Annotated in this window: 13 protein-coding genes and 1 pseudogene; 2 read left to right on the forward strand and 12 right to left on the reverse strand. The window is 48.4% G+C overall.

From position 1 onward, the window contains the following. Positions 1 to 1,059, forward strand: a 1,059-nt coding sequence (locus FIM25_RS13635; protein ID WP_139450348.1) for an IS4 family transposase, incomplete at its 5' end; no start/stop codon positions are given. A 31-nt stretch (positions 1,060 to 1,090) separates the two neighbouring features. Beyond that, positions 1,091 to 1,297: pseudogene (locus FIM25_RS17920) on the forward strand (transposase); the annotation flags it as partial. 269 nt (positions 1,298 to 1,566) lie between these two features. Here the strand turns inward: FIM25_RS17920 and FIM25_RS13640 are convergent. The 12 genes from FIM25_RS13640 to FIM25_RS13695 all read right to left on the reverse strand — a co-directional run bounded on the left by FIM25_RS13640 (position 1,567) and on the right by FIM25_RS13695 (position 13,721). After that, on the reverse strand, positions 1,567 to 2,532 hold the full coding sequence (locus tag FIM25_RS13640; protein ID WP_139450350.1) for a hypothetical protein: 966 nt from the start codon (positions 2,530 to 2,532) through the stop codon (positions 1,567 to 1,569). Beyond that, positions 2,533 to 3,504 carry a DGQHR domain-containing protein gene (locus tag FIM25_RS13645; RefSeq protein WP_139450352.1) on the reverse strand — a complete coding sequence of 324 codons (972 nt, stop codon included), beginning with the start codon at positions 3,502 to 3,504 and terminating at the stop codon, positions 2,533 to 2,535. It abuts the gene before it with no gap. Between the two features lie 306 nt (positions 3,505 to 3,810). Further along, entirely contained in the window at positions 3,811 to 5,199 is a 1,389-nt protein-coding gene (argH, locus tag FIM25_RS13650; RefSeq protein WP_139450354.1) for an argininosuccinate lyase, read from the reverse strand. A gap of 12 nt (positions 5,200 to 5,211) precedes the next feature. Beyond that, a complete protein-coding gene (locus FIM25_RS13655; protein WP_139450356.1) occupies positions 5,212 to 6,411 on the reverse strand; it encodes an argininosuccinate synthase in 1,200 nt (399 codons plus the stop codon). A 62-nt stretch (positions 6,412 to 6,473) separates the two neighbouring features. Then, positions 6,474 to 7,394, reverse strand: coding sequence for an ornithine carbamoyltransferase (gene argF / locus FIM25_RS13660; RefSeq protein ID WP_139450358.1), 921 nt, complete (start codon positions 7,392 to 7,394; stop codon positions 6,474 to 6,476). 71 nt (positions 7,395 to 7,465) lie between these two features. Then, positions 7,466 to 8,650 carry an acetylornithine transaminase gene (locus tag FIM25_RS13665; RefSeq protein WP_139450360.1) on the reverse strand — a complete coding sequence of 395 codons (1,185 nt, stop codon included), beginning with the start codon at positions 8,648 to 8,650 and terminating at the stop codon, positions 7,466 to 7,468. Further along, entirely contained in the window at positions 8,647 to 9,525 is an 879-nt protein-coding gene (argB, locus tag FIM25_RS13670) for an acetylglutamate kinase (protein ID WP_139450362.1), read from the reverse strand. Before argB ends, FIM25_RS13665 begins: the two co-directional genes overlap by 4 nt. Before the next feature lie 61 nt (positions 9,526 to 9,586). Further along, a complete protein-coding gene (gene hslU, locus FIM25_RS13675; RefSeq protein WP_139450364.1) occupies positions 9,587 to 10,990 on the reverse strand; it encodes an ATP-dependent protease ATPase subunit HslU in 1,404 nt (467 codons plus the stop codon). Continuing rightward, positions 10,987 to 11,529, reverse strand: coding sequence for an ATP-dependent protease subunit HslV (gene hslV / locus FIM25_RS13680; protein WP_281279334.1), 543 nt, complete (start codon positions 11,527 to 11,529; stop codon positions 10,987 to 10,989). The genes hslU and hslV overlap by 4 nt, the downstream gene beginning before the upstream one ends. Then, positions 11,526 to 12,464, reverse strand: coding sequence for a tyrosine recombinase XerC (locus FIM25_RS13685; protein ID WP_246052210.1), 939 nt, complete (start codon positions 12,462 to 12,464; stop codon positions 11,526 to 11,528). The genes hslV and FIM25_RS13685 overlap by 4 nt, the downstream gene beginning before the upstream one ends. After that, positions 12,461 to 13,063, reverse strand: coding sequence for a 5' nucleotidase, NT5C type (locus FIM25_RS13690; protein WP_139450370.1), 603 nt, complete (start codon positions 13,061 to 13,063; stop codon positions 12,461 to 12,463). The genes FIM25_RS13685 and FIM25_RS13690 overlap by 4 nt, the downstream gene beginning before the upstream one ends. Positions 13,064 to 13,361: 298 nt before the next feature. Then, positions 13,362 to 13,721: a DsrE family protein gene (locus FIM25_RS13695; protein ID WP_139450372.1), complete on the reverse strand. Its 360-nt coding sequence runs from the start codon at positions 13,719 to 13,721 to the stop codon at positions 13,362 to 13,364. Positions 13,722 to 13,767 lie beyond the last annotated feature (46 nt).

Raw genomic sequence — 13,767 nt, forward strand, 5'->3', positions numbered from 1 at the left:
GATTTAATGAGGACACTTACATACATAATCAGTGATTTTATCGAAGAAGAAGTTCCTGAACAATGGCTTTGGAACGGTCGTTGTGTAAAAGCTGTGGATGGTACAACGGCACAATGCCCAGACACAAAAGAAAATCAAGCTGAATACCCGCAGCCAAGCAGCCAAAAAGAAGGGCTGGGTTTTCCACAATGTCGTATTGTCGGTATTACAAGCCTTTCCACCGGTGCCATGCAAGATGCGTGTATCGGGCCAATAAAAGGTAAAGGCAGCGACGAACAGTCGATGCTAAGATCTTTATATGACAACAATATTAATCCCGGCGACATTTTGATTGGTGACGCATATTTTTCATCTTATTTTTGTGTTGCCGATATAAAATTGCGTGGTTCAGATATTCTTATGGAGCAGTATGGCGCAAGAAAACAGAGTACGGATTTCAGGATTGGCAAAAAAAATGGGAACCGGGATCATATAATCATTCTTAAAAAACCCAGAAAACCTGACTGGATGACACAGGAACACTATGATACTGCACCGGAATCTTTAACTATACGGGAGTTTAAATSCGGTGGAAAAATATTGGTCACAACACTACTGTGCTCCAATAAGTACCCAAAGGAAGAACTGTCAAAATTGTATAGATCAAGGTGGCATATCGAACTTGATATACGTGCAATAAAAACGATTATGGGCATGGATGAATTCAGGTGTAAAAGCCCTGAAATGATTAAAAAAGAATTTTGGGTGTACATGCTGGCATATAATTTTATAAGGCTTGTGATGGCACAGGCAGCACATAGTAGTGGTACCCAACCTCGTAAGCTAAGTTTCAAGCACACAGTCGAACTTTGGCTTAATRCCATGGAGTCGATTCATTTATGGAGTAAAGAGCAGYTTTTTGCATTTTTWAAGCTGATAGCACAACAGCGTGTAGGTAACAGGCCCGGCCGAATAGAACCTCGTGAACGTAAAAAAAGGCCTAAAAAATTTCCAAGGCTCAATAAACCAAGAGATGAAAAAAGACTTGAAATTATGAAAAATTGGGACGTTAAATGTTAAATTCAGTGCCATTGGGGTCTGACCCCTTTAGCTTGTTAAGCATGTCCTGCCCAAGGGCTTTCGAAGGATCAGGGACTATGGATTTCTTCATAGCAAAGCCAAAAAGCTGCTTTCACTCGTTCAATATGTCCTGCGTGTCCAGCTTGAGAGTATGACTCCTGTCCCAAGGGCTTCTTTCAGCTGTCCTCGCTGCAAGGCTCCCATGGAGGTTCTGTTTTTTCTTCTGAGACCCAGATGAAAAGGATTCATTGGTAATAACCAGGCATTAACTGAATCGTGGAGGTGGCAAAGCTATGAAAATACAGTGCTTTTTTTAAGCCTTGTAAAAGGCCTTGCCCCTCTGCGTCCTCAAAAAATTCTTCCTTCCAGACTACCTCCGGATACACCGCTTCCAAAAAATGCTATTTTCTTATAATAGAAACCTGTCGGGGATGCCGCTACGGGCTGGTTCAACGTCGGATAAGATCGTGGTTCGTCCCTCACACGATCTATCCTTATTTGTTAGTATTATGCCGCCCGTATCTGATTTATTAGACGAAATATTCCTTTACTTAAAGGTAAAGAAACTTTTCCTGCGCGCTCGTAACCATAATTCATAAGATGGTACATTAATGATACAATTGAATTACTCACATTATATAGAGTTAAAATATCATTGTTCTTCCCACCCAAGTCAAAAGAAACTGGACTTTTTAGCCATTCAGTATTTCTCAACACTATATCATGATCATGAAGAGCTCCTTTATAAGGATACCAAACACCGTGGGTGTGCTGATAATTAACTTTATTTCGAATTTGAGATGGCCAATTTCCTTTTGCGGCACCAGACATATGTAAAGCCGCTTTAATATTTGAAATCAAAGTTAATGCATCCGACTTATGCTTTCCAAGTCCGGTAGTATTTGAAATATTATCAATCAACCATATAAGCAACTTTGAAAATGACAACCACGTATCAGCATGTGAGTCTTTTAGTTTGTTGAACTTAATTTTATTATTCAAAATTGATGAAAAATAGAATCCATTTTCTATACTAGAAACACCGCCATCTAGCTCCGTTACACTCGCAATTTGAAATACTTTATCAACATAATCCCCCTCCAATTGACTACATGCCAATCCATAAATTCGCAATAGAGCATGAGCCGCAAAAAAAGCAGAATAATACATTTGAACAGCTGCCCATCCCGTACTCTTTGGCAATTTATTAATCTTTCCCACACTCCATATAGATTCAATCGCCGCTTGAGCAAATCTATTACAATCGTTTGCTAAAGATGCATGTAAGATTTCTGATTGCTGAAACTGTAACTCAAATTCAGTTGCTCGATTTTTTGTGGATGGCTCTAGACACTCGGAAACTAAATAGTGACCATTTGCAACCCATGCCTTCAGGTCAGATTCCGTTAATAATTTCACTTCAAATATTTCATTCAACGAAAGCTGGTGAATTATTTTTATCTCAGGAATCATTTAAAGAGTAAACTCCTGTTTTAATGACTCCTCTAGGTGATCTACGATCGGCTTATAAGCATTAGTAGGGGTTGCAAGCTTGGCCGGTTTAATTCTTTGACCAGTAATTTCCGTAAACTCATAATAATTATCTACTGAGTAAATTGCTCCGAATCTGTCTTTTACTCTCGCAGTAATTATTGGAAAAAAACCCGAAATTGCTTTAAAGACAGTTGTATTAAACGCTTGCTCCTCTAACTTATGGGGGACTAAAACTCCTTCATTGAAAGCAATCAAATAAGAATTAAATATTTCATATATTTCGTCTGAATTCTTGTTTCCAAATACTTTCACTAATGGCTTTACGGCAGTGTTAAACACCGAACGTGTTATCTTCCCCTTTTCTCTCTTCGATGCTGACAGCCTGTTATATAGGACACTGTCATTTTCCGTCGAAAATGTATCGAATAGCTCTCTGAGATATTGCTCAGTATCATTCTCATACTCGGCCATTTTCTTTATATCTAGGAGAAGCTCGGTAGGCACGCCTTTCTGCTTTGAATTGATATCGATAAATAGCCTAGATTCATCACGTTTAGATAAATTTTCATAAACTACAACAGGTATTCTGAGAGCCGTTTTTGCGAGCTTAAACCCGTAAACTCGATGCTGTCCATCTATGATTAAAAACGCCTTATTAATGCTCAAAAAACTTACGGACTTCCTCTTTGAATCATAATAAAAATCAGAGTCTTCTTGAGCTGATAAGACAATTGAACTAGGTATTGTCCCTAATCCTGAATCAATGTAATTAGCTATTTCGGCCGCTCTTTTTTTATCCAATTCTCGTTGAAAACCTTCAATAGGGTCTTCATCGCGATTCACAACGAAACATGTTTCTGCAAGCACGTCACTCGGCATAGTAAATGAGTAAAACCTATAATCACCTTGGCGAACTAGACTTACACTACCATAGCTTACTTTGTCACTCATCTGACTTCCTTAGTTTGATACCAAGTTTGAATTATAACACCTCTATACCAATGAGACCTTCTCCTAAACCTACTATCTAGCCTGCTGGATTCCCACCCGCATCTTTTGATCTTTTTTAAAAAAAGCCTTCTTTGAAGCTGAATCTCCCGGAAAGCCCCCTGCTTCTGCCTTCAGTCAGGCAAGAAGCAGGGTCAAGAACTGTTTTACTGCGGACAATTACCAGAAACCTACCAAACACATCTCCAGTCAGCGCAGCCCCATCTTCAAACAGCGAGAATCCGGCCATTTTAAAGCCTGCGCCTTATCTTACACCCGCTCCTGCGCCAGAACCTCTCTGGCAATATTCACAGCCTTTTGTACATTTTCCGTGGCCGTACCCCCGGCAGATTTTCTGCGGTTTATCATACTTTCTACGGAAAGAGCCTCAAAAAGATCTTCTTCCACAAGCTCAGAAAAACCCTTCAACTCTTCTAAGCTAAGATCCTGCAATTCCTTTCCAAGGGAAAGGGCGTATGCCACAGCTTTGCCCACAACGCTGTGGCATTTTCTGAAGGGCAGCCCCTTCTCCACAAGGTAATCCGCCATGTCCGTTGCATTGAGAAAGCCCTTTTCGCAGGAAGACCGCATCCGGTCGGCCAGCACCTTCATGTTGGGCAACATGCGGATATAAATATCCACAACTGACTTCAGGGTATCCACACCGTCAAAGAGGGGGAACTTGTCCTCCTGCATATCCCGGTTATAGGCCATGGGCAGGGATTTCATGAGGGTGAGAATATTCATCAGATGCCCGTAAACCCTGCCCGTCTTGCCCCTCACCAATTCAGGAATATCAGGATTTTTTTTCTGGGGCATGATGGAAGAGCCGGTTGTGAAGGCATCGGAAAGCTGAATAAAGGCGAATTCCGAAGATGACCATAAAATCAGTTCTTCGGAAATCCTTGAAAAATGCATCATGCAGATGGAGGCACAGGCGAGAAACTCCGCCACAAAATCACGGTCCGCCACCGTATCCATGCTGTTGGCGGAAACCGCCGGGAAATTCAGAAGACTGCGGGTCATTTCCCGGTCTATGGGATGGGGAGTTCCTGCCAGTGCGGCAGCTCCCAGGGGCAGAACATTGATGCGCTTCAGGGCATCTTTGAGTCGTTCCGCATCCCTTGTGAACATCTCATAATAGGCCATCATGTGGTGGGAAAAAAGCACGGGCTGTGCCCGTTGCAGATGGGTGTATCCCGGCATGGGTACTCCCATATGGGCTTCGGCCAGATCCACAAAGGCCCTGCGCAGGGTATGCAGCCCTGTTATGATCTCTTCTGTTTCCCTGCGCAGCCAGAGTCTGACATCCAGTGCCACCTGATCGTTACGGCTGCGGGCCGTATGGAGTTTTCTTGCCGTATCCCCAATTTTTCCCGTAAGGGCCGACTCGATGTGCATGTGAATGTCTTCAAGACTGTCATCGTGCACAAAACGACCCTCTGCAATGTCCTTTTCAATTTCCCTTAAGCCCTTTTCAATGGCATCGGCTTCATCGGAAGAAAGAATACCCGCAGAAACCAGCATGCGGGAATGGGCAATGGAGCCTTCTATATCTTCCCGGAACATGCGGGAATCCGTGGCAATGGACGAGGTAAAGCGCTCCACGCTCTTATCCGTGGGGATATCAAAACGCCCGTCCCATAATTTTTCCGCCATGATTATTTTTCCTTATTTCTGCATCAGCCGCTGAATACGAAGGCGCAGGGCGTTGAGCCGGATAAAGCCTTCCGCATCCCGCTGCTGGTAAACGCGGTCATCTTCAAAGGTGGCAAAGGCTTCGGAGTAGATGGAGTTATCGGACTTCCGGCCCAGCACATAGCATTGACCTTTGTAAAGTTTGAGACGCACCACACCATTTACCACGGTCTGGGTTTCGTCAATCATGTGCTGTAAAAGACGCATTTCCGGAGAGAACCAGAAGCCGTTATAAACCAGCTCCGCATATTTGGGGATGAGGCTGTCACGCAGATGGGCCACCTCCCTGTCCATGGTGATGGATTCCATGGCCATGTGGGCCTTGCGCAGTACAGTGCCGCCGGGTGTTTCATAAACGCCTCTGGACTTCATGCCTACAAAGCGGTTTTCCACAAGGTCAATGCGGCCAATACCGTTGCGTCCACCAAGGGTATTCAGGGTTTTCAGCATACGGGCGGGGCTAAGCTCCTCGCCATTGACTGCAACGGGGTTTCCGGCACGGAAGGTGATTTCTATGATTTCAGGGGTATCCGGTGCTTTTTCCGGAGCCACGCTCATGGTGTACATCTCATCCGTGGCTTCCTGCCATGGGTCTTCCAGCACACCGCCTTCATAGCTGATGTGCAGCATGTTACGGTCTGTGCTGTAGGGTTTTTTAGGGGTGTTGGGCACAGAGATATCATGCTTTGCGGCAAAGGCCATGAGGGCCGTGCGGGATGTGAGATCCCATTCCCGCCAGGGAGCAATAATACGGATGTGGGGATCAATGGAGAAATAGCTCAACTCAAAGCGCACCTGATCATTGCCCTTACCCGTGGCTCCGTGACTGACGGCATCCGCCCCTTCCAGCTTGGCAATTTCCATCTGCCGCTTGGCAATGAGGGGCCGGGCCAGGGAAGTTCCCAGAAGATACTCCCCTTCATACATGGCATTGGCCCTGAATGCAGGAAAAACATAATCCCGTACAAACTCTTCCCGCAGATCATCTATGTAGACCTTGGATGCACCGGTTTTCAGAGCCTTCGGCTCAATGAAATCCAGTTCTTCTTCCTGCCCCACATCGGCAGAAAATGCGATGACTTCACATTCATAGCTTTCTATAAGCCATTTGAGGATAACGGAAGTATCCAGACCACCGGAATAGGCAAGTACCACCTTTTTAACACCACTCATAAATTGTTTCTCCCCCATCGGATACAGGCCCCTTGGATGCCTGATGGTTCATGAAATTATCTTTATTTATTTACCAGGCAATCCAGCAGAGCAGCATGCATGTGCATCTTGTTTTCCGCCTGATCCCATAGCTCAGGATGGGATTCCATAACACCATCCGTTATTTCCTCACCCCTGTGGGCAGGCAGACAATGCAGCACAAGGGCATCCTTTGCCGCCAGTTTCATGCGGGCCTCATCCACACAGAAGCCTTTAAAATCATTTTCCCGTTTTTTCTGCTCTTCTTCCTGCCCCATGCTGGCCCAGACATCCGTATAAACGACATCCGCACCCGCCATGGCCTCCTCGGGGCTTCGTACCACCTTCACCCGGCCGGGGGATCTTTCTTCCGCCAGCGCAAGCACATCCCCATCCGGATCATAGCCCTCAGGGCAGGCCAGCATCAGAGAAAAGCCCAGAACACCTGCGGCATTGATCCATGACTGGGCCACATTGTTTCCGTCTCCCACCCAGGCAAATTTCAGATCTTTAAGTTTATCAAAGCCACCCTTAAGCTCCACCACCGTCAGCAGATCGCTTAAGATCTGGCAGGGATGAAATCGGTCACTCAGGGCGTTTATCACGGGAATGGAAGACCATTTGGCAAACTCTTCAATGAGATCCTGAGCATAGGTACGGATCACCAGAACATCTATATAGCGGGACAGAACCCTTGCCGTATCTTTCACCGGCTCGGATCTGCTCATCTGTGTGGCTCCGGTGGACAGGAACATGGGATGCCCCCCCAGACGGGCCCAAGCGGATTCAAAGGAAACCCTTGTCCGGGTGGAAGCCTTGTCAAAGACCATCCCCATAACCTTACCCGCAAAGGGTCTGTCAACGATACCCAGACGCCTGCGGGCCTTCATTTCCAAAGCCCTGTCCATGAGCATGCGGAAATCTTCCCGGCTCAGTTCTCCAAGATGCAGCAGATCCTTTTTCACCAGTCCTGTTCCTCCCTAGAAAAGCAGCACAGTGGAAAAAATGCTGCCGTATATTAAAAAATATTGAAATATCAAAGCCCGGACAGCAGCTCCGCCAGAGCCTCAATCATTTCATCAATTTCTTCCCTTGTAATGATAAAGGGCGGTGCAAAACGAAGGGTGTTGCCCTGCACGCAATTGATGATAAATCCTTTTTCCATCATGGCTTTCACCAGAGGCGTTCCCTCACAGGTAAGCTCAATACCCAAAAGAAGACCCAGCCCCCGGACCTCCTTTGCCACGGCTAAGGAAAGAAGACCTTCCAGTTTTTTCTTAAAATACTGCCCCGTCTCAAAACAGCGCTGCACAAGATTTTCCTGTTCAAGCGTCTCCAGCACAGCCAGCGCACCGGCAGTCACAAGGGGTGTACCTCCAAAGGTACTGGCATGGGAACCGGGCGTGAAGCTTGCCATCACCCTGTTTTCTGCCAGCATGGCACCAATGGGAAGACCATTGCCAAGGGCTTTGGCAAGGGTCATGATATCTGGTCTGACACCGCTGTGCTCATAGGCAAAGAGAGTTCCCGTACGGCCGATACCCGTCTGGATTTCATCAAATATCAGAAGAAGCCCCATTTCATCACAGATGCGGCGAACAGCCTCAAGATAGCCAGTCTCGGGTACGCGCACCCCGCCTTCTCCCTGAACAGGTTCCAGCATAATGGCGCAGGTATGATCCGTGATCATCTTTTCAAGGCTTGTGAGGTCGCCATAGGGCACATGGTCAAAACCTTCAAGGACAGGGGCAAAACCCTCCCGGATTTTTTCCTGACCTGTAGCCGAAAGGGTGGCCATGGTGCGGCCGTGGAAGGATTTATCCATGGCAATGATGCGGTGGCAGTCTGCCCCTTTGTGCTGGTGGCCATATCTGCGGGCCAGCTTGATGGCGGCCTCGTTGGCCTCTGCACCGGAATTACAGAAAAAAACCTTGTCGGCAAAGCTTCTGGCGGTCAGCCATTCGGCCAGCTTCACCTGAGGCTCTGTATAAAAAAGGTTGGACACATGCACAAGCTCTGCTGCCTGTGCTGCCATGGCCTTTACCAGAGCAGGATGGCTGTGGCCAAGGCTGCAAACGGCAATGCCGCTGATGAAATCAATATATTCACGGCCCGTTTCATCCCAGAGCCGTGTTCCCTTCCCCTTCATAAGGGTCAGGGGGTAGCGGGCATAGGTGTGGGCCATGACCGCATCGGCCCTTTGTTGCAGATTATCCGTCATAGAAGCACTTCCGTTCCAATTCCCTGGTCCGTAAACAGTTCCAGCAGCAGAGAATGCCGCCGGGTTCCATTGATGATATGACATTTGCCCACACCACCGGAAAGGGCGGAAAGGGCATACTCAAGCTTGGGAATCATCCCGCCCACAATGCTTTCATCGCTGATCATACGCCGAACTTCACCCGTATCAATGGAATGGATCAGCTTTTTATCCCTGTCCAGCACACCATCCACATCGGTGAGAAGAATCAGCCGGAAAGCCCCCAGAGCCGCTGCAATGCGGCAGGCCACCACATCGGCATTGATATTGTAGGTTTCTCCGTTTTCTCCAACGCCAACTGGTGCCACCACAGGGATAAAGCCTCTGTCCGTGAGGGTTTTCAGAATATCCGGATTTACATGGGTCACTTCTCCCACAAGACCCGGATCAATGATTTCAGGAGGTGCGTCCCCTACTCCCTCCTTCATGATGGTCATTTTCCGTGCAGAGACCATGCCTCCGTCCTTGCCCGTAATCCCCACGGCCCGTCCCCCTGCCTGGGCAATCTGGGCCACAATGGACTTATTGACCTTACCGCCCAGAACCATTTCCACCACATCCATGGTATCGGCATCCGTAAGGCGCATGCCCCGCACAAACTGGGTTTTTATACCCATGCGGTCCATGACTTCATTGATCTGGGGACCACCGCCATGCACCACCACAGGATTGATACCTATGTATTTAAGGAGGGTTATATCTCTGGCAAAATCCATTTTAAGCTGCTCGTCCACCATGGCATGGCCACCATATTTCACAACAATGGTGCTTCCGGCAAACTGGCGGATATAGGGCAGGGCCTCAATGAGAATATCGGCTACGTTCTGTGATGGCATGGTATTTTTTCCGCAAACATTTAAGGTATCGAATAAATTATTCAGCAATACTAAGAATAAATCAGAGAATGAATCGGCTCAGATCCTCATCGGATTTCAGCTCAGATAGTTTTTCCCGCACATAGACAGCATCTACAAAGATATTCTTTTCCTTGACATCGGGACCATCAAAAAGCGGATCTTCCAGAAGGCGTTCCATCAGGGTATGCAGCCTGCGGGCTCCGATATTTTCTGTTCTTCGGTTCACGTCCTCTGCTATGGCAGCAATCTCTTCAATGGCATCTTCCGTAAACTCAAGGGAAAGACCTTCCGTCTCCAGAAGGGCAGCATACTGCAAAGGAAGCCGGTTCTGGGGTTCCGTGAGAATACGGATAAAATCTTCCTTCTCAAGACTGTCCAGAGTAACCCGTATGGGGAAACGCCCCTGCAGTTCGGGAATGAGATCCGAAGGCCTGCAGATGTGAAAGGCACCCGCTGCGATGAAAAGAATGTGATCGGTTTTTACCGGCCCATACTTTGTAGTGACGGTGCTTCCTTCCACTATGGGAAGAAGATCCCTCTGTACACCTTCACGGGATACATCCGGTCCCTTTCCGCCACTGCGGGCAGCAACTTTATCGATTTCATCCAGAAACACAATACCGGAATTTTCCACAAGGCTGACAGCTGAGCGGCCCACCCTTTCCATATCCACAAGGCGCTGGGCCTCTTCCGTGGCCATGGTCTCAAGTGCCTCTTTCACAGTCATTTTCCTGCGGCGGGTCTGCTTGGGAATGAAAGCTGCCATCATGTCCCTGAAATTATTACCCACATCTTCCATGCCTGTACCGGAAAACATATCCATGACCATGCCCTTGGGCTTTTCGGTCATTTCAATTTCCACCTCCCGCTTATCGAGCTTCCCCTTGCGCAGAAGTGTACGCAGCTTTTCACGGGTACTGCCAGCGTCACCGGAACCAACCATATCAATGCTGCCGTCCAGTACAGGACTGGAGGTGCGTCCCGGCGGCAGGAGAGCATCAAGAACCCGGTCTTCGGCAAGGCTCAGGGCCTTTTCTGCCACGGCTTCTTCTTCCTTTACCTTGACCATGGAAACGCCAATTTCCGTCAGATCCCGGATCATGGATTCAACGTCACGGCCCACATAGCCAACCTCCGTAAACTTGGAAGCCTCCACCTTGATAAAGGGTGCATCCGCAAGCTTGGCCAGCCTGCGGGAAATTTCTGTTTTACCCACACCGGTAGGGCCGATGAGAATAATATTTTTAGGTGCTATCTCATCCCTTAAGTGTTCGGGAACCTGCTGCCTGCGCCAGCGGTTGCGCATGGCAATGGCTACGGAACGCTTGGCTGCCTTCTGGCCAATGATATAGGCATCCAGCGCCTCAACGATGCGTGCCGGTGTCAGGTTGTCTGTGTCGGTGATGGCAGGATTTTTTTCTTCTGTGAGGGCAATTTCGTTCATCCGATCTCCTCTATGGTGAACTGGGAGTTGGTATAGACGCAAAGGCCGGATGCAATCTCCATGGCTCCTTCTGCAATCTCTCTGGCACTTTTATCCGTATGCCGAAAAAGGGCTTCTCCGGCTGCCTGAGCCGCTACGGACCCGGAACCGATGGCAATGACACCGCTGTCCGGCTCAATGATATCCCCTGTACCGGAAAGAAGATAAATATTCTCATCGGAAGCAGCAATCATCATGGCCTCCAGGCGGCGCAGCATACGGTCCGTACGCCAGTCCCGGGCCAGCTCAACCGCCGCCCTTGTGAGATTGCCGCCAAAGGCTTCCAGCTTGGCCTCCAGTTTTTCAGAAAGGGTGAGGGCATCGGCAGTGGCTCCGGCAAAGCCGACAACTATTTTATTTTTATAAATACGCCGGACCTTACGGGCACCGTGTTTGACCACAGCGCTGCCAAGGGTGACCTGACCGTCTCCGGCCACAACGGTTTTATTGTCCCTGCATACGGCGATAATGGTTGTGCCGTGAAAAGTTTCCATAGTCATTCCTTTGTACCGCTTCTGGGATGGGCCTTGTCATAAACCGCCATCATCCTGTCAAGGGTCATGTGGGTATATCGCTGGGTTGTGGAAAGGCTTTCATGGCCTAAAAGTTCCTGCACGGATCTGAGATCCGCACCACCATCCAGCATGTGTGTGGCAAAACTGTGGCGGATATCATGGGGAGAAACCCTCACTGCCAGGCCCGTAGTGCGGGCCGCCTTTTCCAGAATAGTGCGGATACTGCGTACACCAAGCCTTCCCATACGGGTATTCCGGAATAAAGCCCCCTTATCATCATTGAGCAGCCGGAAAGCAGCCATGCCAGAAAGGGCTTCCCTGTAGTTTTCAAGGGCCTTCAGTGCAGGAACTCCCAGAGGCACCAGCCTGTCTTTTTCTCCCTTACCGGAGCGAACCCGCACCAGTTCACGTTCCCTGTCTATATCCGAAGCATCCAGACCGGCCAGCTCCGAAACCCTCAAGCCTGTACTGTAAAGGGTTTCAAAAAGAGCCCGGTTACGCAGATCCTTCCAGTCCGAGGCAGGAAGACTGTCCAGCAGCCGAAAGGTTTCATCCACCGTCAGCCAGCGGGGAAGATGCTTTTCGGTTTTCGGTGTGGCAATCCCTGCGGTCGGGTCCGTTTCACGCAGATTCTGCCGGATCAGCCAGCTGCAGAAACTGCGCAGGGCCGAAAGCCTTCTGCCTATGGTGGTTCTGGCCATCTTTCTCCTGAAAAGATCGGCCAGCCAGAGCCGTACCATGTCCTTATCCAGCTCGGCAATGGCAAGGGGGGCTTTTCTTTTTTTTTCCAGAACATCCAGAAAATCAGAAATATCCCCTTCATAGGCACTGAGGGTATGCATACTGGCATTGCGCTCTGCCTTCAGGCTTTCCAGAAAAAAAGGCAGTATATCCCGCAAAAATTCATCTTCCATGATCATACACCAAAAAAATCCGCCAGATCCGACCAGCCCCTGACCTCATGAAAGGAGTGGGGTCTGCGGTTCCAGGGCTGAACAAAGAGAACCGGCTCTATGCCAGCCTCTTTCAGATGAAAACAGGTCTCCAGCCTGTCTTCCACAAAAAGCTTTTTTCCCCGGCTCTGCAGAATTTCCGCCTTGGCATCAAAGCTTCCAGTGGCAATAACCTCACAGATATCCTCACCCATATTCAGAGTGTCCTTCAGCCAGCATTTCACGGATTCTCCATCGGGCCGAGCCGTAACAAAAAGCAGGGGACCGCTTTTTTCTGCAAGTTTGTTAAGAATATCTTTAGCTCCGGGCATGGCCCCAAGGCGGTGATTGTAGTCCGCACTTACCACACGGGTGATAATCTGAATAAGCGTATCCATATCCACATCCAGACACCGGCTCAGGTCATAATCCGTTATCTTTTCAGGATAAAGATCCGATAATCCGAACTCGTCCCTGCCAATGGCGGCAAACAGACTCATGGTATCTGCCACAACCCCGTCAAAATCAAAGGCAAAGGTCTGATCTTTTAAAAATGACTTCCCGATTTTTTCCAGCGAAACCACCATGGATCTTCTCCCTGCTTGGCGTAAAAAACAAGCTGGAACCTTAGCCCAGACCAAGAAAGACTGTCAATAAACACAAAAAAATTCTGCTTATCCCCTGACGCTGTAACAGTTTGATGGTCCTGTTGGTCCCAAACAATAACACAATCTAATCACCACTGTCTTTCAGCCGCATCAACCTTAAGCTATTGAAATCAAATAATCATATTTTAAGCTTGTAGGCAGACACCCGTAAAGGATGCTCCTTCAAGGCATGGCCCGGTGGTGAGGGCAAAATCCGGATGACCCGTATAAATCAGGCTTAAAGACTGATCACGGCACTTTCACAGGAAAGATCGATAAGCTCCATGGCAGTGGCATAACGGGCACCCTCAATGAGTTCGTCCTCACCGATGCGCCGTGCTTTGGCGCATGGAGTACATGCCAGAATAGGAACCTCAAAGGCCTGCAGATGGGCAATGAGATCCTGAGCAATGTCACCGGTTGCAGCCCTCAGGTTATCGGCAAGGCCTTCTTTGGCAATAAACACGGCATCATCCAGCAGGAAAACCGCCACATCCCTGCCCTGTTTCTGGGCCACAGTGGCCAGATGCAGACCGCGGGTGGCACGGTTGGGATTGTCAAGGCCACAGGAAATCACGATCAGAACTTTTTCAGACATAAGAACCTCCTTGGGGGAAAGAATAATACAAAGTAATTATTCAGCA

This window comes from Desulfobotulus mexicanus, from assembly GCF_006175995.1.
In the GTDB taxonomy this organism is placed as follows: Bacteria; Desulfobacterota; Desulfobacteria; order Desulfobacterales; family ASO4-4; genus Desulfobotulus; species Desulfobotulus mexicanus.

Excerpts from the sequence above, each read along its gene's own strand:
- FIM25_RS13655 (WP_139450356.1), bottom strand. The coding sequence starts at position 6,411 with ATGAGTGGTGTTAAAAAGGTGGTACTTGCCTATTCCGGTGGTCTGGAT.
- FIM25_RS13685 (WP_246052210.1), bottom strand. The coding sequence starts at position 12,464 with ATGATCATGGAAGATGAATTTTTGCGGGATATACTGCCTTTTTTTCTG.
- FIM25_RS13645 (WP_139450352.1), bottom strand. The coding sequence starts at position 3,504 with ATGAGTGACAAAGTAAGCTATGGTAGTGTAAGTCTAGTTCGCCAAGGT.
- FIM25_RS13695 (WP_139450372.1), bottom strand. The coding sequence starts at position 13,721 with ATGTCTGAAAAAGTTCTGATCGTGATTTCCTGTGGCCTTGACAATCCC.
- argB (WP_139450362.1), bottom strand. The coding sequence starts at position 9,525 with ATGCCATCACAGAACGTAGCCGATATTCTCATTGAGGCCCTGCCCTAT.
- argH (WP_139450354.1), bottom strand. The coding sequence starts at position 5,199 with ATGGCGGAAAAATTATGGGACGGGCGTTTTGATATCCCCACGGATAAG.
- hslU (WP_139450364.1), bottom strand. The coding sequence starts at position 10,990 with ATGAACGAAATTGCCCTCACAGAAGAAAAAAATCCTGCCATCACCGAC.
- FIM25_RS13690 (WP_139450370.1), bottom strand. The coding sequence starts at position 13,063 with ATGGTGGTTTCGCTGGAAAAAATCGGGAAGTCATTTTTAAAAGATCAG.
- hslV (WP_281279334.1), bottom strand. The coding sequence starts at position 11,529 with ATGACTATGGAAACTTTTCACGGCACAACCATTATCGCCGTATGCAGG.
- FIM25_RS13665 (WP_139450360.1), bottom strand. The coding sequence starts at position 8,650 with ATGACGGATAATCTGCAACAAAGGGCCGATGCGGTCATGGCCCACACC.
- FIM25_RS13640 (WP_139450350.1), bottom strand. The coding sequence starts at position 2,532 with ATGATTCCTGAGATAAAAATAATTCACCAGCTTTCGTTGAATGAAATA.